Consider the following 26,445-nt stretch of genomic DNA (forward strand, 5'->3'; position numbering starts at 1 on the left):
CAGCTTGGTCAAAAGCAGTATTTCATTCAAATTTTCCATATGAATCGTCCCTACAACTTCTCCGCCGGCCCGGCGGCCATCCCCGAAGAAGTGCTGCAACGCGCCGCCACCGAGATGCTCGACTGGCACGGCAGCGGCATGGGCGTCATGGAGATGAGCCACCGGGGCAAGGAGTTCATCGCCATCTATGAGCAGGCGGAAAGCGACCTGCGCGAACTGCTGGCCGTGCCCGAGCACTTCAAGATCCTGTTCATGCAGGGCGGCGGCCTGGCCGAGAACGCCATCGTGCCGCTGAACCTGTCGCGCGCTGCCACGGTGGACTTCGTGGTCACCGGTGCCTGGAGCCAGAAGTCGCGCAAGGAAGCGCTGAAATACGCCGCCGAGGTACACACCGCCGCCTCCAGCGAAGACAGCAGCTTCACCACCCTGCCCGACCCGGCCAGCTGGCAGCTCAGCCGTGGCGCCAGCTATGTCCACATCTGCAGCAACGAGACCATCCACGGCATCGAATACCACGAGCTGCCCGACCTCAAGGCCCTGGGCAGCGATGCACCGCTGGTCATCGATTTTTCGTCGCATGTCGCCTCGCGCCCGGTGGACTGGTCGCGCGTCGGCCTGGCTTTCGGTGGCGCGCAGAAAAATCTCGGCCCCGCCGGCCTGACGCTGGTCATCGTGCGCGAGGATTTGCTGGGCCACGCCCTGCCGGCCTGCCCGAGTGCCTTCGACTACCAGTTGGTGGCCGACAACCGCTCCATGTACAACACGCCCCCACCTGGGGCATCTACATCGCCGGCCTCACCTTCCAGTGGCTCAGGCGCCAGCGCGAGGGCAACGCCAGCGGCGTGGCCGCGATGGAGCTGCGCAACCAGGCCAAGGCGCAGCGCCTGTACGACTACATCGACGGCTCGCAGCTGTACCTGAACAAGGTCGCAGCCAACGCACGCTCGCGCATGAACATCCCGTTCTTCCTGCGCGACGAGAGCCGCAACGACGCCTTCCTGACCGGCGCGCGCGAGCGCGGCCTGCTGCAGCTCAAGGGCCACAAGTCCGTAGGCGGGATGCGCGCCAGTCTCTACAACGCCATGCCCATGGCGGGTGTCGAAGCCCTGATCGCCTACATGCAAGAATTCGAGCGGCTGCACGCCTGATCCCGCCAGCGCCTGCAGCCAGTCGCCCTTCCAACAGACCACGAACGAGTGCCAGCGCGGGCCACCCGGCCCCGCCAGCCCCGCCCTGCCCACCGATGACCACACCCTCCGCCTCGCCCGACCTTGCCAGCCTGCGTGTGCAGATCGACAGCCTCGATCAGCAGCTCCTTGCCCTGCTCAACCAGCGCGCCCGGGTGGCCGAGCAAGTGGGCGAGCTGAAAAAGCGCGAGGGCACGCCGTTTTTCCGCCCGGATCGGGTGGCCCAGGTCATCGAAAGAATCACCACCGCCAACCCCGGCCCGCTCAAGGGCGCGCATGTCTCGGCCATCTGGCGCGAGATCATGTCGGCCTGTCTGGCGCTGGAGTCGCCCCAGCGCGTGGCCGTACTCGGCCCGGAAGGCACGTTCTGCGAGGCTGCGGCCATCGAATACTTCGGCGGCGCAGCCGACCTGATGTATTGCAACAGCTTCGACGAAGTCTTCCACGCCACGGCGGCAGGGGGCGCGCAGTATGGCGTGGTCGGGGTGGAAAACTCCAACGAGGGCGTGGTCACGCGCTCTCTGGACATGTTTCTGCACACGCCCTGCCATGTGGTCGGCGAGGTCAGCCTGCTGGTGCGCCACAACCTGCTGCGCCAAAGTCCTTCGGCCGAGGGCATCGAGGCCGTGCTGGCGCACCCGCAGGCACTGGCGCAGTGCCACGCCTGGCTGGCCAAGCACTTGCCGCACGCCGAGCGCCGCCCGGTATCGAGCAACGCCGAAGGCGCGCGCCTGGCCGCCACCAATCCGGCCTGGGCCGCCATTTCCAGCGAACGCGCAGCGCAGCAATACGGCCTGCATGTGGTGGCGCGCGCCATCCAGGACGACGCCTACAACCGCACGCGCTTTGCCATCATCTGCCTGCCGCACACGCTGGCGACGCCTGCGCCTTCGGGCAAGGATTGCACCAGCATCATCATCTCCGTGCCCAACCGCCCAGGGGCAGTGCATGACCTGCTGGTGCCGCTCAAGAAGCACGGCGTGTCCATGACGCGCTTCGAGTCGCGCCCGGCGCGCACCGGCCAGTGGGAGTATTACTTCTACATCGATATCGAGGGCCATCCGGCGCAGGCCAACGTGGCCGCCGCCCTGGGCGAGCTGCAGCAGCTCGCCGCCTTCTACAAGGTGCTGGGCACCTACCCCGTGGCAGCGTGACATGTTCGAGCAACTGGGACTGATTGGCTGCGGCCTGATGGGCGGCTCGTTCGCCCTGGCGTGCAAGCGCGCCGGCCTGGTGCAGCGCGTGGTGGGCTACAGCAAATCGCCCTCGACCACCGAGCGGGCGCGCCAGATGGGCGTGATCGACATCGAGGCGCCCTCGGCCCTGCTGGCCGTGGCCGGAGCCGATCTGGTGCTGCTGGCCGTGCCGGTAGCCGCCACCGGAGCGACGCTCAAGGCCATCCGGCACCTGGTCACGCCGCAGACGCTGGTCATGGATGTCGGCTCGACCAAGACGGATGTGGTGCAGGCCGCGCAGGATGCGCTGCGCGAGCGCATCGGCTCCTTCGTGCCGGCCCACCCGATTGCCGGGCGCGAGGCCGCCGGGGTCGAGCACGCCGACGCCGGGCTGTACCAGGGCGCCCAGGTCATCCTGACGCCCACCGAGCGCACCCTGGCCACCCAGCTCCAGCGCGCCGAAGACCTGTGGCGCGCGCTGGGCTGCCGGGTCGCCCGCATGGCGCCCGAGCTGCACGATGCTGCCCTGGCTGCCGTCAGCCACCTGCCCCACCTGCTGGCTTTTGCCACCATGGGCGGCATCAACGCCCAGCCCGACGCCGAGCGCCTGCTGGCCATGGCCGGGCCGGGCTTTCGCGACTTCACCCGCATTGCCGCCGCCGACCCGGTGCTGTGGCGTGACGTGCTGCTGGCCAACCGCGAGCAGGTGCTGGCGCAGGCGCAGCACTTCGCCGGCGCGCTGGAGCAGTTCCAGCAGGCCATGCGCGCCGGGGATGCCCAGCTTTTGCAAGACCTGATCACGCTGGCCAGCACCTCGCGTGCGCGCTGGCGCCTGGGCGATGCCGCCCTGCCTTCGGATCACTGATGTACACCACTGCGTTTCTCGATGTACCGCCGCTGCTCGGCGCTGGCGGCAGCGTCCGGCTGCCCGGCTCCAAGAGCATCTCCAACCGCGTGCTGCTGCTGGCCGCCCTGAGCGAGGGCACGACCGAGGTGCATGACCTGCTGGCCTCGGACGACACGCGCGTCATGCTCGATGCGCTGCGCCAGATCGGCTGCGACGTGCAGGAGCCGCAAAACCCGGCCAGCGCCCCAGTCCATATCACCGGCCTGGGCGGACGCGAGCCGCACTCGCCCGCCAGCCTGTTCCTGGGCAACGCCGGCACTGCCATGCGCCCGCTGACGGCGGCGCTGGCATTGCTGGGCGGCGAGTACCAGCTGTCGGGCATCGCGCGGATGCACGAGCGCCCCATCGGCGACCTGGTCGATGCGCTGCGCCAGCTCGGCTGCGCCATCGACTACCTGGGCCAGGAGGGCTATCCGCCGCTGCGCATCGCCCACGGCGCGGGCGTGCCGCCGCTGGCGCTGGACGCCCCGATCCGCGTGCGCGGCGACGTATCCAGCCAGTTCCTGACGGCGCTGCTGCTGGCCTTGCCGCTGGCGGCGCGCGAGCAGGCCATCGCCATCGAGGTCGTGGGCGAGCTGATCTCCCAGCCCTACATCCACATCACGCTGGAGCTGTTGGCGCGCTTTGGCATCGCCGTGCAGCGCGACGGCTGGCAGCGCTTCACCATTCCGGCGGGCAGCCGCTACACCTCGCCCGGCAGCATCCATGTCGAGGCAGATGCCTCTTCCGCTAGCTATTTCATAGCACTTGGCGCACTGGCGGCGCCGCCTGGCAGCCAAAATCCCTTGAAAATCCTGGGCGTCGGGCTGGATTCCATCCAGGGCGATATCCGCTTCATCGAAGCCGCGCAGGCCATGGGTGCGCGCGTGCAGGGCGGCCCCGGCTGGCTGCAGGTCGAGCGCGGCGCCTGGCCGCTCAAGGCCATCGAGCTGGACTGCAACCACATCCCCGACGCGGCCATGACGCTGGCCGTCATGGCGCTGTACGCCGACGGCCCGAGCACCTTGCGCAACATCGCCAGCTGGCGCGTCAAGGAGACCGACCGCATCGCCGCCATGGCGCGCGAGCTGCGCAAGCTGGGCGCCAGCGTGGAGGAAGGCGCCGACTGGCTGCGCGTCCATCCCCTGCGCGCTGCGGCCGACTGGCGCGCCGCCAGCATCCACACCTATGACGACCACCGCGTCGCCATGTGTTTCTCGCTCGCCGCCTTCAACCCGGCCGGGCTGCCGGTGCGCATCGAAGACCCGCGCTGCGTGGGCAAGACCTTTCCGGATTATTTCGAAGCGCTGTTTTCCGTGGCTCAGGCCGCGCCCGAGTGCATCCCGGTCATCTGCATCGACGGCCCCACGGCTTCGGGCAAGGGCACGCTGGCGGCCAGCGTGGCGCAACAGCTGGGCTACCACTTCCTGGACTCGGGCAGCATGTACCGCACCACGGCGCTGGCCGCCATGCGCGCCGGCATCGCCATCGAGGCGCAACGCGAGTCGCAACTGGCCGAGCTGGCGCGCAGCCTGCCGGTGCGCTTCGACGCTGGCCGCATCTGGCTGGCCGGCGACGACATCACCGAGGCCATCCGCACCGAGGAAGTGGGCATGAACGCCTCGCGCGTGTCCGCCCTGCCCCAGGTGCGCGCGGCACTGGTGGCGCTGCAACTGGCCTTTCGCCGCCTGCCCGGCCTGGTGGCCGACGGGCGCGACATGGGCACGGCCATCTTCCCTGGCGCGCCGCTCAAGGTCTTCCTCACCGCCAGCGCCGCCGTGCGCGCCGAGCGGCGGCACAGGCAATTGATTGCCAAGGGCATTGTCAGTACAATTGCCGACCTTCGCGCAGACCTTGAAGCGCGCGACGCGCGCGATGCAAGCCGCAGCGCCTCGCCCCTCAAGCCCGCCGAAGACGCCTTGCCGCTGGACAACTCGCTGCTGTCGGTCGATCAGACCACGGCGCAGGTGCTGGACTGGTGGCAGGCGCGCCAGCCCTTCTGAGCACACCCGAAGGCTGGTTCTTCGCCCTCCCGGCGGCCTTTGCCCCGGGCGGTTTGCCACCTTCAACCCCTGCGGCGCAACAGCCGCAAACACCCCCACAGACAGCCATAGCAACACGGGCAATGGTGCCCGTGGAAACCTGTCTCGTGGCCAAGGAACCACATGTCTGAATCTTTTGCCGCCCTGTTCGAAGAGTCGCTGCAACGCACGGAAATGCGCCCGGGCGAGGTCATCACCGCTGAAGTCGTGCGCGTGGAGCACAACTTCGTCGTCGTGAACGCCGGCCTCAAGTCCGAAGCCTATGTGCCCATCGACGAATTCAAGAACGACCAGGGCGAGATCGAAGTCCAGGTGGGCGACTTTGTCTCCGTCGCCATCGGCTCGATCGAAAACGGCTACGGCGACACCATCCTGAGCCGTGACACCGCCAAGCGCCTGGCCTCCTGGCTGGCGCTGGAGCAGGCGCTGGAGTCGGGCGACTTCGTGACCGGCACGACCTCGGGCCGCGTCAAGGGCGGCCTGACGGTGCTGGTCAACGGCATCCGCGCTTTCCTGCCCGGCTCGCTGATCGACACGCGCCCGGTCAAGGATCTGACCCCCTACGAGAACAAGACCCTGGAGTTCAAGGTCATCAAGCTCGACCGCAAGCGCAACAACGTGGTGCTCTCGCGCCGCGCCGTGGTCGAGGCCTCGATGGGCGAAGAGCGCGCCAAGCTGATGGAGACGCTCAAGGAAGGCGCCATCGTCAACGGCGTGGTCAAGAACATCACCGAGTACGGTGCCTTCGTGGATCTGGGCGGCATCGACGGCCTGCTGCACATCACCGACATGGCCTGGCGCCGTGTGCGCCACCCCTCCGAGGTGGTACACGCCGGCCAGGAACTCACCGCCAAGATCCTGCGCTTCGACACCGAGAAGAACCGCGTCTCGCTGGGCCTCAAGCAAATGGGCGACGACCCCTGGCTGGGCGTGTCGCGCCGCTACCCCTCGGGCACACGCCTGTTCGGCAAGGTCACCAACATCGCCGACTACGGCGCGTTTGTGGAGCTGGAGCCCGGCATCGAAGGCCTGGTTCACGTCTCCGAGATGGACTGGACCAACAAGAACGTCGCGCCCAACAAGCTGGTGTCCCTGGGCGATGAGGTCGAAGTCATGGTGCTGGACATCGACGAGGACAAGCGCCGCATCAGCCTGGGCATGAAGCAGTGCAAGGCCAACCCCTGGCAGGAATTCGCGCAGAACACCAAGCGCGGCGACCGCGTCAAGGGCCCCATCAAGTCGATCACCGACTTCGGCGTCTTCGTCGGCCTGGCTGCCGGCATCGACGGCTTGGTGCATCTGTCCGACCTGTCCTGGAACGAGCCCGGCGAAGCCGCCGTGCGCAACTACAAGAAGGGCCAGGAAGTCGAGGCCATCGTGCTGGCCGTCGATGTGGATCGCGAGCGCATCAGCCTGGGCATCAAGCAGCTTGACCAGGATCCGTTCACGACTTTCGTGACGGTGAACGACAAGGGCCAGGTCGTGACCGGCACGGTCAAGACCGTGGACGCACGCGGCGCCGAGATCGACCTGGGCAACGACATCGTGGGCTACCTGCGCGCCTCGGAAATCTCGCGCGACCGCGTGGAAGATGCCCGCAACGTGCTCAAGGAAGGCGACGAGGTCAGCGCCGTGGTGGTCAACGTCGATCGCAAGACGCGCAACATCCAGCTGTCCATCAAGCAAAAGGACATGGCCGACGAGCAAGGCGCCATGGCCCACCTGTCGGCCCAGTCGGCCAAGGAAAACGCCGGCACGACCAGCCTGGGTGCTCTGCTGCGCGCCAAGCTGGACAGCTCGGACAAGTAATCCACACCCCGGTCAAGGCACAGGCTGCTCGCGGCCTGCGCCTCTCGACCCGGTTCTGGCCGTTGCTCCTGCGCCGGCCTTCGCAGCGGGCACCTGGGGTGCCCGTTTCTCTTCATGCCCTCCCACTTTCGTACAGGCCAGCAGCATGACCCGATCCGATCTCGTCGATGAACTTGCGGCGCGCTTTGCCCAGCTCACGCAGCGCGATGCCGAGCTGGCCGTCAAGACCATCCTGGATGCCGTGAGCGATGCTCTGGTGAGCGGACAGCGCATCGAAATCCGGGGTTTCGGCAGTTTTTCCGTGACCCACCGCCCGCCGCGCATGGGCCGCAACCCACGCACCGGCGAGGCCGTGCCCATCCCGCAAAAGCGCGTGCCGCACTTCAAGCCCGGCAAGGCCTTGCGTGAAGCGGTCGATCAGGGCGCCAGCCCGCAGCCATGAGAGCACCATCACGGATGCTCCTCAAAATATAGCTCCCAACGCTTGCTAGACAAGGGTTTGAGGCAGATTTCATTGAAAACATCCGGTACCCGTAAAATGGCGCCGGCCTGACGAAGCGATGTCTGCAATGAAATACCTCCTGTGGCTGCTCAAGGCAGCCATTTTTTTTACCCTGTTCGCCTTTGCGCTGAACAACCAGCAAAGCGCCACCGTGCATTTCTTCTTCGGCACGCACTGGACGGCGCCGCTGGTGCTGGTGGTACTCAGTGCCTTTGCCCTGGGCGTAGCGGTGGGTGCGCTGGGCATGGTGCCGCGCTGGTGGAGCCACCGCAGCGCCGCACGCCGCGCCAGCGCCCCAGCGCCAGCGCAGTCGCCAGCCGCCCCCACTCCCGAGACCGAAGCCGCCCTGGTGCCGTCGCCGCTGCATGGACTTTGACCTGAACTGGATCCTGCTGGGCCTGCCGATCGCCTTCGGCCTGGGCTGGCTGGCCTCTCGGCTGGACTTGCGCCAGGTGCGCCAGGACAGCCGGCGCGCGCCCAAGGCGTATTTCAAGGGCCTGAACTATCTGCTCAACGAACAGCAGGATCAGGCCATCGACGCCTTCATCGAGGCCGTGCAGAACGACCCGGACACGACCGAGCTGCACTTTGCCCTGGGCAACCTGTTCCGGCGCCGGGGTGAATACAACCGCGCCGTGCGCGTGCATGAGCATCTGCTGGCGCGCGGCGACCTCTCGCGCGCCGACCGCGAACGCGCCCAGCACGCGCTGGCGCTGGACTTTCTCAAGGCCGGACTGCTCGACCGCGCCGAAGACGCCCTGCGCCGCCTGGAGGGCACGCCCTTCGAGGCGCAGGCGCGCATGGCGCTGCTGGCCATCTACGAGCGCTCGCGCGACTGGCCGCACGCCAGCGACATCGCCCGGCGTATGCAGGCCGCGCAGCAGGGCGACTTCGGCACACGCCAAGCGCATTACCTGTGCGAACAGGCCCTGACCTGCACTGCCCGGGGCGAACTCGAAGCCGCCCAGACCCTGCTGCACAAGGCCGTCGAAGCCGCTCCCCAGGCCGCGCGCGCGCGCATCGAGCTGGCCCGGCTGCACCAGCGCATGGGCGACGCTGGCGCCGCCTGGCACGTGCTGCACGAGCTGGCCGAGGCCGCCCCGGCGGCCTTGCCGCTGGCGGCTGCGCTGCTGGTCGAAGTGGCCAGCGCCAGCGGGCAGCTGGACGCGGCCCACGCCCTGCTGGTGCAGCGCTACCAGGACATGCCGGCGCTGGATCTGCTGGACGCCATCGTGGCCCTGGAGAGCGCCGGCACCAACGGCACGCAGGCGCGCAACTGGTACGTGCGCCACCTGGAGCACGAGCCTTCGCTGGTCGCCGCCACCCGCTGGCTGGCCGGCGAAGAATTGGCCCAGCAGCAGTTCCATCCGCAGGTGCAGCGCGCGCTGGAGCACGCCAGTCGGCCCCTGACGCGCTACCGCTGTGCGGCCTGCGGCTTCGAGGCGCGCCAGCATTTCTGGCAGTGTCCGGGCTGCCAGAGCTGGGACAGCTACCCGGCGCGGCGCGTCGAGGAGTTGTAGCGCCGCCACTGCCGCGTCATTGCCACGCCGGCGCCACGCAGGCACATTGCGGGCTTCATCCACACCCTGCGGGAGGTTGCCGTCATGCGCTTGCGTACCAGATTCACTGTGCTGCTGGGCGGGCTGTTGCTGACCATGCTCTGGCTGCTGCCGGCCGGGCCGGCTGGGGCAGCCGGGCCGCAACCGACCCCGGCCAGCGCCACGCTGGAAGTCAACCAGGCCAGCGAGGCCCAGCTCGATGGCCTGATCGGCATCGGGCCGGTCATTTCCGGACGCATCCTGGCGGCGCGCCGGGCCAAGACCTTTGATGACTGGGGGGATTTTCTGGGCCGGGTCAAGGGCATAGGCCCGGCGACGGCGGCCCGGCTGTCCGAGCAGGGTTTGCGCGTGCAGGGCCAGGCTTGGCCCGGGCCTGCCGCGCCACCCGGCGCTGAGGATGGCCTGCGCGGGCTGGCATTGGCGAGCCACCCGCAATTTCCCGGCAATTGAGCGGGCGGCCCGTACCGGCAGCGCGCCCACCGCTTTGCTTTTCATAGCAGGGCCGGGGCGCGCCTGCCCCTAAAATGCGCGCTCCTATGTCCCTGGTCTTCCTTGTCCTGCTGCCCTTCGCCGGGAGCCTGCTGGCTGCCGTGCTGCCGGCCAACGCGCGCAATACCGAATCCACCCTGGCCGGAGTGATCGCGCTTTTTTGCACTGTCTGGACAGCCCTGTCCTTCCCGGCCATCGAAGATGGCGGCGTGCTGCGCCAGGACATCGACTGGCTGCCCGCGCTGGGCCTGCAGCTGACCATCCGCATGGACGGCTTTGCCTGGATGTTCGCCATGCTGGTCTTCGGCATCGGCACGCTGGTGGTGCTGTATGCGCGCTACTACATGTCGCCGGCCGATCCGGTTCCGCGCTTTTTCTCCTTCCTGCTGGCCTTCATGGGCTCCATGGCCGGGGTGGTGCTGTCGGGTAACCTGATCGTGCTGGTCTTCTTCTGGGAGCTGACCAGCCTGTTCTCCTTTCTCTTGATCGGCTACTGGCACCACCGCGAGGACGCCCGGCGCGGCGCGCGCATGGCGCTCACCGTGACGGCCTCGGGCGGCCTGTGCCTGCTGGCCGGCGTGCTGGTCATGGGCCACATCGTCGGCAGCTACGACCTGGAGCACGTGCTGCAATCCGCCGAGCTGCTGCGCGCCCATCCCCTGTACCTGACGGCACTGGTGCTGGTGCTGCTGGGCGCCTTCACCAAAAGCGCGCAGTTTCCCTTCCACTTCTGGCTGCCGCACGCCATGGCTGCGCCCACGCCGGTGTCGAGCTACCTGCACTCGGCCACCATGGTCAAGGCCGGGGTGTTTTTGCTGGCGCGGCTGTGGCCCGTCATGGGCGACACCGAGGCCTGGTTCTGGCTGGTCGGCGGCGCTGGCGTATGTACCTTCCTGGTGGGCGGCTACGCGGCCATGTTCCAAAACGACCTCAAGGGTTTGCTCGCGTATTCGACCATCTCGCACCTGGGCCTGATCGTGCTGCTGCTGGGACTGAACAGCCGCCTGGCCGCCGTGGCCGCCGTGTTCCACATCATCAACCACGCGACCTTCAAGGCCTCGCTGTTCATGGCCGCCGGCATCATCGACCACGAAAGCGGCACGCGCGATATCCGCCGCCTGTCGGGCCTGCGCCTGATGATGCCCATCACCGCCACGCTGGCTGCCGTGGCCAGCGCCGCCATGGCCGGGGTGCCCCTGCTCAACGGCTTTCTGTCCAAGGAAATGTTTTTTGCCGAGACGGTCTATCTGGACGTCTCGCCCCTGGTCGGCATGGCACTGCCCACAGCGGCCACGCTGGGCGGCATGTTCAGCGTGGCCTATTCGCTGCGCTTTGTGGTCGATGTCTTCGGCGGGCCGCCGGCGACAGACCTGCCGCACGAGCCGCACGAGCCGCCGCACTGGATGCGCGTGCCGGTCGAGCTGCTGGTGCTGATCTGCCTGGTGGTGGGCGTCTTCCCGGCCTGGGCCATAGGCCGCTACCTGGACGCCGCCGCCCTGCCGGTGGTCGGCGGCGAATTGCCGCCCTTCAGCCTGGCACTGTGGCACGGCGTCAATGCACCGCTGGTCATGAGCTTCGTGGCGCTGGGTGGCGGCACGGCGCTGTACCTGTTCCTGCGCCGCCAGCGCGAGGCCGGGCGCGTCGAGGCTGCGCCGCTGGTGGCGCGCGTCAGCGGCAAGCGCATCTTCGAGTGGCTGCTGGCCTGGGCCACCAATGGCAGCCGCCGGGCACGGCGCCTGCTGTCCACCCGGCGGCTGCAATGGCAGATGCTGTGGCTGGTGCTGGCCACGCTGGCCGCAGCCGCCCTGCCGCTGCTGCCTGCCGTGGGTACGCAGGGCGCAGTGCGCCCACAACTGCCGCTGTCGCCCGCGTTTGCACTGCTGTGGCTGCTGGGCGCCATGTGCGCGCTGGCCACGGCCTGGCAGGCCAAATACCACCGGCTGGCAGCGCTGGTCTTCATGGGCGGTGCGGGCTTGTGCGTGTGCATCACCTTTCTGTGGTTCTCGGCACCCGATCTGGCGCTGACCCAGCTGTCGGTAGAGGTGGTGACCACGGTGCTGTTCCTGCTGGGCCTGCGCTGGCTACCCAGGCGCGACGCCACCCTGCCGGCGGCCGACTCCCACGCCCTGATCGCCCGCGCGCGCCGCCTACGCGACTTCTTGATCGCCCTGGCCGCAGGCGGCGGCATGGCCTGGCTGGCCTTTGCCATGATGAGCCGCCCATTTGCCGACAGCACCTCGACCTTCTTCCTGGAACGCGCCCTGCCCGAGGGCGGCGGCGCCAACGTGGTCAACGTCATGCTGGTGGACTTCCGCGGCTTCGACACCTTTGGCGAGATCATCGTGCTGGGCGTGGTGGCGCTCACGGTCTATGCGCTGCTGCGGCGCTTTCGCCCCGCCGGCGAGGCCATGGATCTGCCCGAGCAGCAGCGCTACCTGCCCGCCGACCTGCAGACCGACCTGCTGAATCCGCGCAACGCCGCCGACACCGCCATCGGCTACCTGATGGTGCCGGCAGTGCTGGTGCGCCTGCTGCTGCCCTTCACGGCGCTGGTATCGATCTATCTGTTCCTGCGCGGGCACGACAGGCCAGGCGGCGGCTTTGTCGCCGGGCTGGTGTTTTCCGTGGCGCTGGTGCTGCAGTACATCATCTCCGGCACCGAATGGGTGGAGGCGCACATGCGCCTGTTCCCGCGCCGCTGGATCGCCACCGGCATGTTGCTGGCGCTGGGCACCGGCCTGGGCGCGGTAGTGCTGGACTACCCCTTCCTGACCAGCCACATGGCATCGCTGCAACTGCCGGTAGTCGGCGAACTACACATCGCCAGCGCCCTGTTCTTCGACGCCGGGGTATTTGCACTGGTAGTCGGCAGCACGCTCTTGATCCTGACGGCGATTGCCCACCAGTCGGTACGCAGCCACCGCTGGCATGCCCGGCTGCTGGAGGAAGAGCAACTGGCCATGGCGACACTGGTCAGCTACGACGACGACACGACACCCGTGCGGGAGGCACGCTGATGGAACTGATACTGGCCCTGGCCATTGGCGTGCTGACCGGCTCGGGCGTGTGGCTGCTGCTGCGCCCGCGCACCTTTCAGATCATCCTGGGCCTGTCGCTGCTGTCGTATGCGGTCAATCTGTTCATCTTCAGCATGGGCCGCCTGGGCCTGGCCGAGGGGCAGGAGCCCGTCCTCGCACCCGGCGTGCCGACCGACCTGCAGCACTACGCCGACCCGCTGCCCCAGGCCCTGGTGCTGACCGCCATCGTCATCGGCTTTGCCATGACGGCGCTGTTCCTGGTGGTGCTGCTGGCCTCGCGCGGCATCAGCGGCACCGACCACGTGGACGGCACGCACGCCCATGACAGCCAGGAGATGCCGTGACCGCTCTTGCCGAACTGGCGGCACGCTGGATGCCGCACCTGATGCTGGCGCCCATCGCCCTGCCGCTGCTGACGGCCACGCTGACGCTGCTCATGCGCGAGGAGCGCCAGCGCTTCAAGCTGGGCCTGAACATCGTCTCCACCGCACTGGGCCTGCTCATCGCCCTGGCGCTGCTGCGCTGGACGCACCAATCCAGCACGCCAGCTGGCATGGGCGTGTATCTGCAGGGCAACTGGGAAGCGCCCTTTGGCATCGTGCTGGTGCTCGATCGGCTGACCGCGCTGATGCTGACGCTGACCAGCACCATCGCCCTGTGCGCCATCATTTTTGCCGGCACGCGCTGGCACCGCGCAGGCGTGCATTTCCACACCCTGTACCAGCTGCAGCTGATGGGCCTGGCCGGTGCCTTCCTGACCGGCGACCTGTTCAACCTGTTCGTGTTCTTTGAGATCATGCTGGCTGCCTCTTACGGGCTGCTGTTGCACGGCTCGGGGCGCACGCGCGTGCAGTCGGGCCTGCACTACATCGCCATCAACCTGGCGGCGTCCTCGCTGTTTCTGATCGGCGCGTCCATGCTGTATGGGATTACCGGCACGCTGAACATGGCCGACCTGGCGCGCGCCGTGCCGCTGGTGGCCGGCAGCGATGTGGGCCTGCTGCACGCCGCCGCCGCCATTCTGGCCACGGCCTTCCTGATCAAGGCTGCCGTGTGGCCCCTCAACTTCTGGCTGGTGCCGGCCTATGGCGCAGCCACGGCGCCGGTAGGCGCGCTGTTTGCCGTCATGACCAAGGTCGGCATCTACACGCTGCTGCGCCTGTGGACGCTGCTGTTCGGCAGCGAGGCCGGCGCTTCGGCGCTGTTCGGCGGGCCGTGGCTGACAGGCGCCGGCATGGTCACCATGGCGTTTGGCGCCATCGGCATGATGGCCTCTCAGCGGCCCGTGCAGCTGGCCGGCTTTGCCGCCGTACTGTCCTCGGGCACGGTGCTGGCGGCCACGGGCTTTGGCCAGAACCAGCTCACCGCCGCCATGCTGTACTACCTGCCCGGCTCGACCCTGGCCATTGCCGCGCTGTTCCTGCTGGCCGACCTGATCGAGCGCTGGCGCATCGACGGCACGGCCCTGCGCGCCGACGACGGCGACGAGGCGCCCTTTCTGACGCCCGAGCTGGTGCCGCGCCCCGGCCTGAACCTGGACGACGAGGAGGAGGTGCTGGTGGGCCGCGTCATCCCCGCCGCCGCCGCGCTGCTGGGCCTGGCCTGGCTGGTCAGCACGCTGGTCATTGCCGGACTGCCGCCGCTGTCGGGCTTCGTCGGCAAGTTCGCCATGCTGACGGCCCTGCTCAATCCACTGGGCCTGGGCGCGTCTGCCGGAGTGCGGCCCGGCATGGCCGGCTGGACGCTGCTGGCATTGCTGATCGGCACCGGGCTGCTGTCGCTCACCGCCCTGACCCGCACCGGCATCCGCAATTTCTGGGCAGCGTCCGAGCGCTTGGCGCCGCGCCTGCATGTGCTGGAAGGCCTGCCGGTGGCGGCGCTGCTGCTGGCCTGCACCGCGCTGACGCTGCGCGCCGAGCCAGCCCTGCGCTTCACCCAGGCCGCCGCCGACGCCCTGCACGCCCCGCAGACCTATGTCCGCGCCGTGCTGGGCACACGCGCCGTGCCCAACCCGGCCCCCGCCGAAGTAGCGCCGGCCACGGCAGCGGCGCAACCCTGAGGCACGCAAAGAGGAGAACAAGCTCGTGAAGAAGATATTGCCCGCGCCGCTGGTGTCGCTGGGGCTGTTCCTGATCTGGCTGATGCTCAACCACTCGCTCAGCGCCGGCCACCTGCTGCTGGCCGGCGTGCTGGCGCTGGCGCTGCCGCTGGTCTTTGCCTCGCTGCGCCCGCAGCAGGTGCGCGTGCGCCGGCCACTGGCCGTGCTGCGCCTGTGCTACATCGTCATGGTGGACACGGCCGAGTCCAACATCGCCGTGCTGCGCGCCCTGCTGCGTCCCGGCCCGCCGCGCCATCCGTCGGACTTCGTGATCATCCCGCTGCAATTGCGCGATCCCAACGCGCTGGCCGTGCTGGCCATGATCGTGTGCATCACACCCGGCACATCCTGGGCCGAGCTATCGCTGGATCGCTCGCTGCTGATGCTGCATGTGCTGGAGGTGGCCGATGCGCCGGCCATCATCGAGCACGTCAAGATGCGCTACGAGCGCCCGCTGATGGAGATCTTCGAGTCATGACAAGCCCCGTCCTGTCCTGGGCCGTGCCGCTGGCGCTGCTGGTGCTAGCGCTGGCCATGCTGCTGTGCCTGGTGCGCGTGGTGCTGGGGCCGAACGCGCAAGACCGCATCCTGGCACTGGACTGCATGTACCTCAACGGGATGCTGGTCATGCTGCTGCTGGGCATCCGCTACAGCAGCATCAATTACTTCGAGGCAGCCATGCTGATCGCCCTGCTGGGCTTTGTCAGCTCGACGGCGCTGGCCAAGTTCCTGCTGCGCGGGGAGCTGATCGAATGAACCCCGCCGAGCTGCCGCTGTGGCTGGACATCGTGATCTCGGCGCTGGTGCTGCTGGGCGCGCTGATCGCCTTCATGGGCTCATTCGGCTTGCTGCGGCTGAAGAATTACTTCGAGCGCGTCCACGCCCCGTCCATCATCGCCACGCTGGGCTGCTGGTGCGTCATGCACGCCACGCTGATCTATTTCTCCGCCATCGACCGCCTGGCACTGCACGCGCTGCTGATCGCCCTGTTCGTGGCGGTGACGGTGCCGGTGACCACCATCTTCCTGATGCGCGCGGCGCTGTTTCGCGCCCGGCGCATGGGCGAGCCAGTGCCGCCCAGCCTGAGCAGCACCAGCCGCGAGCATGACGTTTGACTCCTGAATTCATAGCTATCAGTGCTTGACCAGCAAGGGTTTGAGCCGATTTTCATCATAAATCCAAGCCTGCCATGCACCCGCCACTCGATCAGGCGCCGCCCATCCTGGACCTCGCGCTGGAGCGCACCCTGACGGCCTGGGTGCAGCGCTTCTCGCAGCCGCAGTGGCGCGGCAAATTCATCGAGGGCTGGCTGTTCGAAAGCCCACCGGCACGGCGCGCTGCCGAGCAGCAGTTGGCGGCCGCCGGCGTGCAGGCACGCTTTCACAGCGCCTACAAGCCGCTGGTGCAGTTCTTCCTCGATGAAGTGGTGAGCGCCGCAACCGCAGCGCAGCTGGCCAGCGTCCATATCGACTACCCGCAGCCGGCGGCAGGCGATGCCCGGCGCTTCGCTCTGGAGGCCTATCCGCTGGCCGCGCTGCTGCCTGCCGGCGCCGTGCAGCTGCTGGCGCGCAGTGATCAGCAGCCCTGGTATGGCGTGCGCCTGCGCTGGCACGGTGGCCGCACGAGGACGGCACGCATCCATGCGCCCAACCGGCAACACCCGGACAGCACCGGCACCCCGGTGCTCTCGCCCACCGGCTGGCTGCGCGTGGGCAGCAGCGCCGGGCTGGCGGATGTGCTCGACAGCGCCGTCAGCACCGACTACGAGGAGGCTTGGCAGCAGATCATGCAGGCCGTTGCACGCCACCCCTGGCCGGCGCAGGAGCCCTACTTCGAGCGCCTGGACATCCGCATCGACCTGCCCGGCTACGAGCAGCCCATCACCTGGGCCGACGAGACCATCAGCACCCTGGAGGCGCTGCACGAGGACGTGTATTTTTCGCTGCTGGAGTTCTTCCAGCAGCACAGTGGCCGCACTGCGGGCGATCGCCGGCTGCAGCCCGGGCAGATCGTGCCGGACGTACGCGCTGGCGCCGAACAGGTGCGCGTGCGCGTGCAACTGCGCGCGTTCGATGAACCTGAGCCGCCCAAAGGCGCCTGGCCCGGCACCAGGGCCGAGGCGCAGGGCGCCCGTGGCCTGGCCCAGAACGGCCAGCCGCCCCTGGAGCTGCTGGACAGCCCGCCTCCAGCAGCACTCATCGAGCGCATCATGCGCACCTGGCCTGCCGAGCGCTTCAGCGCGCCGACGCGCCAGGGCCGCGCGGTGCAGGGCTGCTACCGCGCCGGCAGCCAGGAGCCGGTCTTCATCAGCGCCGGGCAGCACGCCAACGAGACCTCGGGCATCGTCGGCGCCCTGCGGGCGGCGCAGGCGCTGCACGCGCAGCCAGGGGCGCACTTCGCCCTGATCGCGCTGGAAAACCCGGACGGCTACGCCCTGCACCGCGAGCTGTGTCAGCAGCACCCGGGCCACATGCACCACGCGGCGCGCTACAGCGCGCTGGGCGATGACATCGAATACCGCGAACACGCCCCGCTGCTGGAGCGCCAGGCGCGCCAGACCGCCCTGGCGCTGTCGGGCGCCCGGCTGCACGTCAACCTGCACGGCTACCCGGCGCATGAATGGACACGGCCCCTGTCTGGCTACATGCCGCGCGGCTTTGCGGACTGGATGCTGCCCAAGGGCTTTTTCCTGATCCTGCGCCACCACAGCGGTTGGCAGGGGCGCGCCCGCGCCCTGCTGCACAGCGTGTGCCGGCAATTGCTGCAAGTCCCTGGCCTGGCCGAATTCAACCAGCGCCAGCGCCAGCTGTACGAATGCCACGCCGGCCCCTGCCCTTCGAGGTCATCGACGGCATCGCCTGCATGGTGCAGGAGAACACGCGCGATGCGCCGGTCACGCTGATCAGCGAGTTTCCGGACGAGACCATCCACGGGCCGGCCTTTCGCTTCGCGCACACGGTGCAGATGCAGACCGTGCTGGCGGCGGTGCGAGCCTGGCAGCATCTGGCGCGCGCATCCGAAAACGTGGGTAGTCGAGCGCTCACATGAGCAGCGTGCCCGAGGGCCGCACCAGCGTGGGATGAGCTGGCAGCAGGGCAAAAAATGAAAAAGCCACCCGGGTGAGCGGGTGGCTTTTCACGGAGTTTCCACATTTTTTCCGTAGCCTGGTCTGCTGCGGATGTGTCATCCTGGTAGGCGCGATTGGACTCGAACCAACGACCCCCACCATGTCAAGGTGGTGCTCTAACCAGCTGAGCTACGCGCCTGTGGGTCGGTTTGGAAAAACCCGAGAGTCTTTCCTGAAATTGGTCGGCGTGGCGGGATTCGAACTCGCGACCCCTTGCACCCCATGCAAGTGCGCTACCAGGCTGCGCTACACGCCGACAAGACCTAGATTATATGCAGAAAAAACAGCCTCAAAAGAGAATCGCGCGAATTTCTTCCAACTCCCGGCGCAGCGCTGCCGGATCGACCTGGGCGGCCTGAGCCGATGCACCCGGGCCGGCTTCCAGGCACACGGTGACAGGGGCCGGCTGCGGCTGCACGGCGCTGACCGCCTCATCCGGCGGATCAGCGAGCAGGGCGGCATGGACAGCCAGCTCCTGGGCGCCGCGCCCGCCCAGGCCCAGCTCTTGCAGGCGGTTGCGCGCGCCGCTGATGGTGAAGCCCTGCTCGTACAGCAGTTCGCGGATGCGCCGGATCATCAACACCTCATGGTGCTGGTAGTAGCGCCGGTTGCCTCTGCGCTTCATGGGGCGCAATTGCGTGAACTCCTGCTCCCAGTAGCGCAGCACATGGGGCTTGACGCCGCACAGCTGCGCCACCTCACCGGTGGTGAAATAGCGCTTGGCCGGCAGGGGAGGAAGCTCGGAATTCATGGCACAGGCGACACAGGCGCGAAGCGTTCGACAGGAGCAACAGGGTAGCCCGGCTGCCCCTGCTGCACCATGGGGCAAATCAGGCCTTGCCCGGCAGCAGTTCCTGCTGGATCTGCTCCTTGAGCTTGCTGCTGGCGTGAAAGGTCACCACGCGCCGTGCCTCGATGGGGATCAGCTCGCCGGTACGCGGGTTGCGCCCCGGGCGCGGCGCCTTCGTGCGGATCTGAAAGTTGCCAAAACCCGACAGCTTCACATCCTCGCCCTGCGCCAGACGCTCGGCCATCAGCTCGAAGAAGGCATCGACCATGTCCTTGGACTCGCGTTTGTTCAGGCCGATCTGCTCGAACAGCAACTCGGCCAGTTGCGCCTTGGTCAGGGCCGGCGCCTCCAGGCCCTGCGCCGACAACAAGGGCGAGGATTGGCCAGAGATCTCACGCTTCATCGCAGCCGCGCTCCCGTACTGTCGGCCAGGCGCTGCAGCACTGCCTGCACGGCAGCGTCGATCTCGGCGTCCTGCAGCGCCTGGACATCGCTGGCCAGCGTCAGGCGGATGGCCAGGCTCTTTTCTCCAACGGCCAGCTGGCCCGGCTGGCCGGCGCGCTCGGGTTGCGGGCGGAACACGTCGAACAGCACCGCCGAGCGCAGCAGCTGCGCCGGCAGTGCGGCACGCACGGCCTGCATGACGGCATCGTGCGTGATGCGCTCGGCCACGACCACGGCGATGTCGCGCTCGATCGGCTGGCGCCGCCCCACGGCCTCGAACTGCGGCACGCGGCGGCGCAGCACGGCATCCAGTTCCAGCTCGAACAGCACTGGCGCGGCAGGCAGCTCCCAGGACTGGCGCCAGCGCGGGTGCAACTCGCCCACATGGCCGATGACCTGGCCGTCCAGCAGCACGCGCGCGCAGCGGCCCGGGTGCATGGCCGGATGCTCGGCGGCCTCGAACGTCGCCTTCAGCGGTGCCAGCAGCGCCTGCACATCACCCTTGGCGTCGAAGAAATCGACAGTCCGGGCCTTGGCGCCCCACTGCAGCGCATCCACCGCGCCACAGGCCAAGCCGGCCACGCGCATGGGCTGGTCATAGCCCTGCACAGTGGCGTCGCTGGCCGGCACGCTGGCGTCGCGCCGGAAGACGCGGCCCAGCTCGAACACGCGCACGCGCTCGGCCTTGCGATCCAGGTTGAACTTGAGCACCTGCAGCAGCGAACCCAAGAGCGACGAGCGCATGACGCTCAACTGGCTGGCAATCGGGTTGAGCAGCCGGATCGGCGCGTCGTTGCCGGCCAGGTCGCGCTCCCAGGCTTCTTCGACGAAGCTGAAATTGATGGTTTCCTGATAGCCCAGCGCCGCCAGTTCGCGGCGCACGGCAAAGCTGCTGCGGCGCGACTCCAGCGGCAGGCGCGGCGTGATGGGCGCCAGCGGCGGCGTGGTCGGCAGGCGGTCGTAGCCGACCATGCGCGCCACCTCCTCGATCAGGTCTTCCTCCAGGCGCAGGTCGAAGCGCCAGGACGGCGGCACCACCGTCAGCACGCCGTCTTGCGCCTGCACCGGCAGGCCCAGGCGCTGCAGTGCCTGCACGCACTGCGCCTCGGTCAGGGGCATCCCGATGACCTTGGCCGCACGCGCCACGCGCAGGCGCACGGGCGGCTGTTGCGGCAGGTTGACCTGCTGATCGTCGATGGGCGCGCACACCGTCTCGGGTGTGCCGCAGATGTCCAGGATCAGCTGGGTGATGCGCTCGATGTGCTCCACCGTGCGCTGCGGATCGACGCCGCGCTCGAAGCGGTGGCCAGCATCGGTGGAGAAGTTGTAGCGGCGCGAGCGCCCAGCAATGGCCCCAGGCCACCAGAAGGCGGCCTCAACATAGATATTCCTGGTGTCGTCGCCCACGGCCGTGGCGTCGCCACCCATGATGCCGGCCAGCGACTCGACCTCGCGCTCGTCGGCGATCACGCCCACTTTCTCATCGACGCTGACGGTGTTGCCATTGAGCAGCTTGAGCGTCTCGCCGGCCCGGCCCCAGCGCACCTGCAGGCCACCGTGGATCTTGTCCAGGTCGAAGATGTGCGAGGGCTGGCCCAGCTCGAACATGACGTAGTTGGAGATGTCCACCAGCGGCGCGACGCTGCGCTGGCCGCAGCGCGCCAGGCGATCGACCATCCACTGCGGCGTGGCCGCGCGCGGGTTGACGCCGCGCAGCACGCGCCCGGAAAAGCGCCCGCACAGATCAGGCGCCTCGATGCGCACCGGCACGCGGTCCTCGATCTGCGTGGCCACCTGTGGGAATTCCGGGCGCAGCAGCGGCGCGCCGGTCAGCGCGGCCAGTTCGCGCGCCACGCCGTAGATGCTCAGGCAGTGCGCCAAGTTGGGCGTGAGCTTGAGCGTGAACAGCGTGTCGTCGAGCAACAGGTGCTGGCGGATGTCCTGGCCCAGCGGCGCATCGGCGGCCAGCTCCAGCAGGCCGCCGTGGTCGTCCGACAGGCCCAGTTCGCGGCCCGAGCACAGCATCCCGCGGCTTTCCACGCCGCGCAGCTTGCCGACCTTGATGACAAAGGGCTTGCCATCCTCGCCCGGGGGCAGCTCGGCGCCCACCAGCGCGCAGGGCACGCGGATGCCGGCGCGGGCATTGGGCGCGCCGCAGACGATGGCCAGCAGCTCGGGCGCGCCGACATCGACCTGGCACACGCGCAGGCGGTCGGCGTTGGGGTGCTGCCCGGCGCTCTTGATCTCGCCGACCACGATCTTGGTGAAGGGCGGCGCCACCGGGCGCAGCTCCTCGACCTCCAGGCCGGCCATGGTCAGGGTGTCGGCCAGCTCCTGCGTGCTCAGGGGCGGGTTGCAGAACTCGCGCAACCAGGATTCGGGAAATTGCATGGTCGTTAACTCTGGGTTTTTTGCTCTGAAAAGATGAGCTTCCAGCGCTTGTCCAGCAAGGGTTTGAGATACAAAACACTCTCAAACTCAATACTGGCAAGCGTCAGGCGCTCATTTTTTTGAATTCATCAGCGCCGTGCGATGGCGCACGCTGTCACTGGAACTGCGACAGGAAGCGGATGTCGCCGTCGAAGAACAGGCGCAGGTCGTTCACGCCATAGCGCAGCATGGTCAAGCGATCCGGCCCCATGCCGAAGGCAAAGCCGATGAAGCGCTCGGGATCCAGCCCCATGTTGCGCACCACGTTGGGATGCACCTGGCCACTGCCGGCGACTTCCAGCCAGCGGCCGGCCAGCGGCCCCTGCTGGAACTGGATGTCGATCTCGGCGCTGGGCTCGGTGAAGGGGAAGAAGCTGGGGCGAAAGCGCAGCACCAGGTCGTCGCTTTCGAAAAACGTCCGGCAAAAGTCGGTGAACACGACCTTCAAGTCCTTGAAGCTGACGTTCTCGCCGATCCACAGGCCCTCGCACTGGTGGAACATGGGCGAGTGCGTGGCGTCCGAGTCCACGCGGTAGGTGCGGCCCGGGGCGATGACGCGGATCTCGGGCATCGGCTGGCCGGCGTCGATCAGGTGGCGGTATTTTTTCACGTGCTGCACGGCGTAGCGCACCTGCATGGGGCTGGTGTGCGTGCGCAGCAGGTGCGGGGCCTCGGGCGTGCCGCCCTCGACGTAGAAGGTGTCGTGCATGGAACGCGCCGGGTGATCCTCGGGCGTGTTCAGCGCGGTGAAGTTGAACCAGTCGGTCTCGATCTCGGGGCCGTCGGCCACGTCGAAGCCCATGGAGCCGAAGATGCGCTCGATGCGCTCCAGCGTCAGCGACACCGGATGCAGCCCGCCGCGCCCGCGCTGGCGCCCCGGCAGCGTCACGTCCAGCGCCTCGGCCTTGAGCTGGCGCTCCAGCTCGGCATCAGCCAGCTGCTGGCGGCGCTCGGCCAGAGCCGCCTCGACGCCCTGCTTGGCGACGTTGATGGCCGCGCCGCGCGTCTTTTTCTCCTCGGGCGAGAGCTGCGCCATGCCGCGCATCAGCTCGGTCAGCCGGCCCGATTTGCCCAGGAATTGCGCCTTGGCGTTTTCCAGCTCGGCCGGGGTTGCACAGCGCGCGAACGACTCGCGCGCACTCGTCACCAGGGATTCCAACTCGTTCATGTTGCTCTTTGCGAAAGGCGAAAAAACAAGGGCTAGTGCCTTTTCAAGCCCTAGCCCTTGCTGGTGGTGCGCTGACAGCTATCAAATCAATAGCTGCGCGCCGTGAACTCAAGCAGCCAGCTTGGCCTTGACTTGCTCCACGATGCTGCCGAAGGCAGCCTTGTCGTGTACAGCGAGGTCGGCCAGCATCTTGCGGTCGATCTCGATGGCAGCCTTCTTCAGGCCGTTGGTGAACTGGCTGTAGGTCAGGCCCATTTCACGCGCAGCGGCGTTGATACGGACGATCCACAGGCGGCGGAACACGCGCTTTTTGTTGCGGCGGTCACGGTAGGCGTACTGGCCAGCCTTCATCACCGCCTGCTTGGCGATGCGGAAGACGTTGCCACGACGGCCACGGAAGCCCTTGGCCAGGGCGAGAACTTTCTTGTGACGGGCGCGTGCCGTTACACCACGTTTGACGCGAGGCATGTGTTTTCTCCTTGTTCGTCAGTGTGAATTACAGGCCGGCCATGGGCAGCATCTTGGCGATGGAGCCCATGTCACCCTCATGCACGTTCACGACGCCGCGCAACTGGCGCTTGTTCTTGGTGGTCTTCTTGGTCAGGATGTGACGCTTGAAGGCTTGACCGCGCTTGACGGTGCCACCCGGACGAACGCGAAAACGCTTCTTCGCGCTGCTCTTGGTCTTCATTTTGGGCATGTGAATGCTTCCAATTGCCTTGTGCTCGTGAGGCGTTTGCACAACCCTTGTGCAACCTTGTTGGCCCCGAGCCACTTCTTGTGTACGCCGGGCATGGCCCGGCGCCTTGCAATGCCGCAGGGGCACTGCCTTCTGGCCAGCAGCGCCGAGGCGCCGCCGACCGGAATCCTTCCATGCTTTCCTTCAGGCGGCGGAAGGCTGAGCGCCGTCGGCGGCGGGCCGAGGGGCTGCCGCCGCAGGTTTCTTGCGCGCCGGGGCGATCATCATGATCATCTGGCGGCCTTCCAGCTTGGGGAACTGCTCGACCAGGATGGAGTCGGCGAGTTCGTCGCGCAGGCGGTTGAGCAGGGCCAGGCCCAGCTCCTGGTGCGTGATCTCGCGGCCGCGAAAGCGCAGCGTGACCTTGACCTTGTCGCCCTCCGCCAAGAAGCGGCGGATGTTGCGCATCTTGATCTGGTAGTCGCCCTCGTCGGTGCCGGGGCGGAACTTCACTTCCTTGATCTCGATGACCGTCTGCTTGGCCTTGGCCTCGGCTGCCTTCTTTTGCTCCTGGTACTTGAACTTGCCGTAGTCCATCAGGCGGCACACGGGCGGATTGGCCGTGGCGGCGATTTCCACCAGATCCACATCCAGCTCGCCGGCCATGCGCAGGGCTTCCTGCAGGCTGACGATGCCCAGGGGTTCGTTGTCGGGGCCGGACAGGCGCACTTCAGGGGCCATGATTTCCCGGTTCAGGCGGTGCTTGCGCTCCTCCCGGTGGCGGCGGTCACGAAATTCGGTAGCGATGGTTCTCACCCTCTATGTAAAAAGCTACGAAAAGCATAGCTGCTCACGCACAACCCGTGCGCTTCCAAGCGGTTCTTGACCCTTGAGAAATTCAAAGAATCAGGCTTTGGAGGCGATGTCCCGTGCGATCAGTTCGACAAAGGCGTCGATGGACATCACACCGAGGTCTTTGCCACCCCGGGCGCGCACCGCCACGGTACCGGCTGTCCTTTCCTTGTCGCCCGCGACCAGGATGTAAGGCAGCTTTTGCAGCGAATGCTCGCGTATTTTATACGTGATCTTTTCGTTGCGCAGATCGGTCACCACCCTAAGGTCTTGATTCGGCAACGCTTTTTGCAGCTTTGCAGCAATTTCGCGACAGTAGTCGGCCTGCGCGTCGGTGATGTTCAGCACCGCCACCTGCACTGGCGCGAGCCACGCCGGCATGGCGCCGGCGTGCTGCTCGATCAGGATGCCGATGAAGCGCTCCAGGCTGCCCACGATGGCGCGGTGCAGCATCACGGGCCGGTGGCGCGCGCCGTCCTCGCCGACGTACTCGGCATCCAGCCGCTCGGGCATGGAAAAGTCCACCTGGATGGTGCCGCACTGCCACTGCCGGCCCAGCGCGTCCTTGAGGGTGTACTCAATCTTGGGGCCGTAGAACGCCCCCTCGCCCGGCGACAGCTCGTACTGGCAGCCCGAGGCCTCCAGGCTGTGGATCAGCGCGCTTTCTGCCTTGTCCCAGCTCTCGTCGGAGCCAATGCGCGCTTCGGGGCGCGTGGCGACCTTGTAGATGATGTCGCTGAAGCCGAAGTCGGCATAGACCTTTTGCAGCAGCTGCGTGAAGGCCAGCACCTCGGGCTGGATCTGATCCTCGGTGCAGAACACGTGCCCATCGTCCTGCGTGAAGCCGCGCACGCGCATGATGCCGTGCAGGCCGCCCGTGGGTTCGTTGCGGTGGCAGTTGCCGAACTCGCCATAGCGCAGCGGCAGGTCGCGGTAGCTCTTGATGCCCTGCTTGAAGATCAGGATGTGGCCCGGGCAGTTCATCGGCTTGAGCGCGTAGTCGCGCTTTTCGCTCTCGGTGATGAACATGTTCTCGCGGTACTTGTCCCAGTGCCCGGTCATCTCCCACAGCGTCTTGTCCAGGATCTGCGGGCCTTTGACTTCCTGGTAGCCGTTGTCGTTGTACACGCGGCGCATGTACTGCTCGACCTGCTGCCACAGCTGCCAGCCCTTGGGGTGCCAGAACACCGTGCCGGGCGCGTGCTCGTCCAGGTGGAACAAATCCAGCTCGCGGCCCAGCTTGCGGTGGTCGCGCTTTTCCGCCTCCTCCAGCAGGTGCAGGTATTGCTGCAAATCTTCCTTGCTGGCCCAGGCCGTGCCGTAGATGCGCTGCAGCATCTCGTTGCGGTGGTCGCCGCGCCAGTAGGCGCCGGCCACCTTCATCAGCTTGAAGTGCCTGAGCTTGCCGGTCGAAGGCACGTGCGGGCCACGGCACAGGTCTTCGAAACTGCCCTCGCGGTACAGGCTGACCTCCTCGTTGGTCGGGATGCTGGCGATCAGCTCGGCCTTGTAGTGCTCGCCCAGGCCCTTGAAATACTCCACCGCCGCATCGCGCGGCAGCACGCGGCGCAGCACCGGCTCGTCCTTGGCCGCCAACTCGGCCATGCGCTTTTCGATGGCCGCCAGGTCTTCCGGCGTAAAGGGGCGCTTGTAGGCGAAGTCGTAATAAAAGCCGTTTTCGATGACCGGGCCGATGGTCACCTGCGCGTCGGGAAACAGCTCCTTGACGGCATAGGCCAGCAAGTGGGCCGTGGAGTGGCGGATGACCTCCAGGCCGGCCGCGTCCTTGGCGGTGACGATGGCCAGCGCGCTGTCTTGCTCGATCAGGTAGCTGGTGTCCACCACGCGCGCAGCGTCGCCCGCGCCGATGCGCCCGGCCAGGGCCGCCTTGGCCAGGCCGGAGCCAATGGAGGCCGCCACTTCGGCGACGGTGACAGGGCCGGGGAACTCGCGTTGCGAGCCGTCGGGCAGCGTGATCTGGATCATGGTCGGTGAGTCCTTGACTGGGGCAATGGATGAGGAGCGCCGCGTCCCGGACAGCCCCGTGCGGCTTGCTCAGAACGCAAAAAGCGCGGAACACAGTCCGCGCTTTTGGAGGGGGAAAGAGGCTTGGCTTCTTTCGTGCAGGCGCGAACGGCCAGCCATCAGGGGCTGGTGGAGGTCTCCGTGG

22 protein-coding genes, 2 tRNA genes and 2 pseudogenes are annotated in these 26,445 nt (G+C 67.5%); 16 read left to right on the plus strand and 10 right to left on the minus strand.

All coding sequences use genetic code 11. From position 1 onward, the window contains the following. The first annotated feature begins 39 nt into the window (after positions 1 to 39). From serC to IDM45_RS06720, 16 genes and pseudogenes are all read left to right on the plus strand, one after another. Positions 40 to 1,148: pseudogene (gene serC / locus IDM45_RS06645) on the plus strand (3-phosphoserine/phosphohydroxythreonine transaminase). A gap of 95 nt (positions 1,149 to 1,243) precedes the next feature. Then, positions 1,244 to 2,341, plus strand: a complete 1,098-nt coding sequence (gene pheA / locus IDM45_RS06650) for a prephenate dehydratase (protein ID WP_209422145.1) — start codon at positions 1,244 to 1,246, stop codon at positions 2,339 to 2,341. Between the two features lies 1 nt (position 2,342). Next, positions 2,343 to 3,227 (plus strand): prephenate dehydrogenase, encoded by an 885-nt coding sequence (locus tag IDM45_RS06655; protein ID WP_209422146.1) that lies wholly within the window; start codon positions 2,343 to 2,345, stop codon positions 3,225 to 3,227. Continuing rightward, positions 3,227 to 5,251 carry a bifunctional 3-phosphoshikimate 1-carboxyvinyltransferase/cytidylate kinase gene (locus IDM45_RS06660; RefSeq protein WP_209422147.1) on the plus strand — a complete coding sequence of 675 codons (2,025 nt, stop codon included), beginning with the start codon at positions 3,227 to 3,229 and terminating at the stop codon, positions 5,249 to 5,251. Before IDM45_RS06655 ends, IDM45_RS06660 begins: the two co-directional genes overlap by 1 nt. Positions 5,252 to 5,413: 162 nt before the next feature. Then, positions 5,414 to 7,099: a 30S ribosomal protein S1 gene (gene rpsA, locus IDM45_RS06665; protein WP_209422148.1), complete on the plus strand. Its 1,686-nt coding sequence runs from the start codon at positions 5,414 to 5,416 to the stop codon at positions 7,097 to 7,099. 145 nt (positions 7,100 to 7,244) lie between these two features. Then, positions 7,245 to 7,541, plus strand: coding sequence for an integration host factor subunit beta (locus IDM45_RS06670; RefSeq protein ID WP_209422149.1), 297 nt, complete (start codon positions 7,245 to 7,247; stop codon positions 7,539 to 7,541). 127 nt (positions 7,542 to 7,668) lie between these two features. Then, a complete protein-coding gene (locus IDM45_RS06675; protein ID WP_209422150.1) occupies positions 7,669 to 7,977 on the plus strand; it encodes a LapA family protein in 309 nt (102 codons plus the stop codon). Continuing rightward, positions 7,967 to 9,121: a lipopolysaccharide assembly protein LapB gene (gene lapB / locus IDM45_RS06680; protein WP_209422151.1), complete on the plus strand. Its 1,155-nt coding sequence runs from the start codon at positions 7,967 to 7,969 to the stop codon at positions 9,119 to 9,121. Before IDM45_RS06675 ends, lapB begins: the two co-directional genes overlap by 11 nt. Positions 9,122 to 9,205: 84 nt before the next feature. Next, positions 9,206 to 9,610, plus strand: coding sequence for a ComEA family DNA-binding protein (locus IDM45_RS06685; RefSeq protein WP_233457479.1), 405 nt, complete (start codon positions 9,206 to 9,208; stop codon positions 9,608 to 9,610). A gap of 86 nt (positions 9,611 to 9,696) precedes the next feature. Then, entirely contained in the window at positions 9,697 to 12,666 is a 2,970-nt protein-coding gene (locus IDM45_RS06690; RefSeq protein ID WP_209422152.1) for a monovalent cation/H+ antiporter subunit A, read from the plus strand. Further along, positions 12,666 to 13,031, plus strand: coding sequence for a Na+/H+ antiporter subunit C (locus IDM45_RS06695; RefSeq protein ID WP_209422153.1), 366 nt, complete (start codon positions 12,666 to 12,668; stop codon positions 13,029 to 13,031). Before IDM45_RS06690 ends, IDM45_RS06695 begins: the two co-directional genes overlap by 1 nt. A gap of 29 nt (positions 13,032 to 13,060) precedes the next feature. Then, on the plus strand, positions 13,061 to 14,746 hold the full coding sequence (locus IDM45_RS06700; protein ID WP_233457589.1) for a monovalent cation/H+ antiporter subunit D: 1,686 nt from the start codon (positions 13,061 to 13,063) through the stop codon (positions 14,744 to 14,746). 25 nt (positions 14,747 to 14,771) lie between these two features. Then, positions 14,772 to 15,263 (plus strand): Na+/H+ antiporter subunit E, encoded by a 492-nt coding sequence (locus IDM45_RS06705; protein WP_209422155.1) that lies wholly within the window; start codon positions 14,772 to 14,774, stop codon positions 15,261 to 15,263. Beyond that, a complete protein-coding gene (locus tag IDM45_RS06710) occupies positions 15,260 to 15,541 on the plus strand; it encodes a K+/H+ antiporter subunit F (RefSeq protein ID WP_209422156.1) in 282 nt (93 codons plus the stop codon). The genes IDM45_RS06705 and IDM45_RS06710 overlap by 4 nt, the downstream gene beginning before the upstream one ends. Continuing rightward, entirely contained in the window at positions 15,538 to 15,900 is a 363-nt protein-coding gene (gene mnhG / locus IDM45_RS06715) for a monovalent cation/H(+) antiporter subunit G (RefSeq protein ID WP_209422157.1), read from the plus strand. Before IDM45_RS06710 ends, mnhG begins: the two co-directional genes overlap by 4 nt. A gap of 74 nt (positions 15,901 to 15,974) precedes the next feature. After that, positions 15,975 to 17,833 (plus strand): annotated as a pseudogene (locus IDM45_RS06720) (peptidase M14). A 141-nt stretch (positions 17,834 to 17,974) separates the two neighbouring features. On the opposite strand, the gene IDM45_RS06725 reads toward IDM45_RS06720, so the two are convergent. From IDM45_RS06725 to thrS, 10 genes are all read right to left on the minus strand, one after another. Next, positions 17,975 to 18,051: transfer RNA gene (locus IDM45_RS06725), tRNA-Val, on the minus strand. A gap of 40 nt (positions 18,052 to 18,091) precedes the next feature. Next, a tRNA-Pro gene (locus IDM45_RS06730) sits at positions 18,092 to 18,168 on the minus strand. Between the two features lie 33 nt (positions 18,169 to 18,201). Then, on the minus strand, positions 18,202 to 18,663 hold the full coding sequence (locus IDM45_RS06735; protein ID WP_209422158.1) for a MerR family transcriptional regulator: 462 nt from the start codon (positions 18,661 to 18,663) through the stop codon (positions 18,202 to 18,204). A gap of 79 nt (positions 18,664 to 18,742) precedes the next feature. Then, positions 18,743 to 19,105 carry an integration host factor subunit alpha gene (locus IDM45_RS06740; protein WP_209422159.1) on the minus strand — a complete coding sequence of 121 codons (363 nt, stop codon included), beginning with the start codon at positions 19,103 to 19,105 and terminating at the stop codon, positions 18,743 to 18,745. After that, positions 19,102 to 21,537: a phenylalanine--tRNA ligase subunit beta gene (gene pheT, locus IDM45_RS06745; protein WP_209422160.1), complete on the minus strand. Its 2,436-nt coding sequence runs from the start codon at positions 21,535 to 21,537 to the stop codon at positions 19,102 to 19,104. Before pheT ends, IDM45_RS06740 begins: the two co-directional genes overlap by 4 nt. 154 nt (positions 21,538 to 21,691) lie before the next feature. Then, positions 21,692 to 22,744 carry a phenylalanine--tRNA ligase subunit alpha gene (gene pheS / locus IDM45_RS06750; protein WP_209422161.1) on the minus strand — a complete coding sequence of 351 codons (1,053 nt, stop codon included), beginning with the start codon at positions 22,742 to 22,744 and terminating at the stop codon, positions 21,692 to 21,694. Positions 22,745 to 22,852: 108 nt separating this feature from the next. Continuing rightward, positions 22,853 to 23,212, minus strand: a complete 360-nt coding sequence (rplT, locus tag IDM45_RS06755; RefSeq protein ID WP_209422162.1) for a 50S ribosomal protein L20 — start codon at positions 23,210 to 23,212, stop codon at positions 22,853 to 22,855. Between the two features lie 28 nt (positions 23,213 to 23,240). Then, positions 23,241 to 23,444, minus strand: a complete 204-nt coding sequence (rpmI, locus tag IDM45_RS06760; protein WP_209422163.1) for a 50S ribosomal protein L35 — start codon at positions 23,442 to 23,444, stop codon at positions 23,241 to 23,243. 183 nt (positions 23,445 to 23,627) lie between these two features. Continuing rightward, positions 23,628 to 24,239, minus strand: a complete 612-nt coding sequence (gene infC, locus IDM45_RS06765; RefSeq protein WP_209422164.1) for a translation initiation factor IF-3 — start codon at positions 24,237 to 24,239, stop codon at positions 23,628 to 23,630. 90 nt (positions 24,240 to 24,329) lie between these two features. Then, positions 24,330 to 26,261, minus strand: coding sequence for a threonine--tRNA ligase (gene thrS / locus IDM45_RS06770; protein ID WP_209422165.1), 1,932 nt, complete (start codon positions 26,259 to 26,261; stop codon positions 24,330 to 24,332). Positions 26,262 to 26,445: the final 184 nt, after the last annotated feature.

The sequence above is a fragment of the Melaminivora jejuensis genome (assembly GCF_017811175.1).
Taxonomy (GTDB): Bacteria; Pseudomonadota; Gammaproteobacteria; order Burkholderiales; family Burkholderiaceae_C; genus Melaminivora; species Melaminivora jejuensis.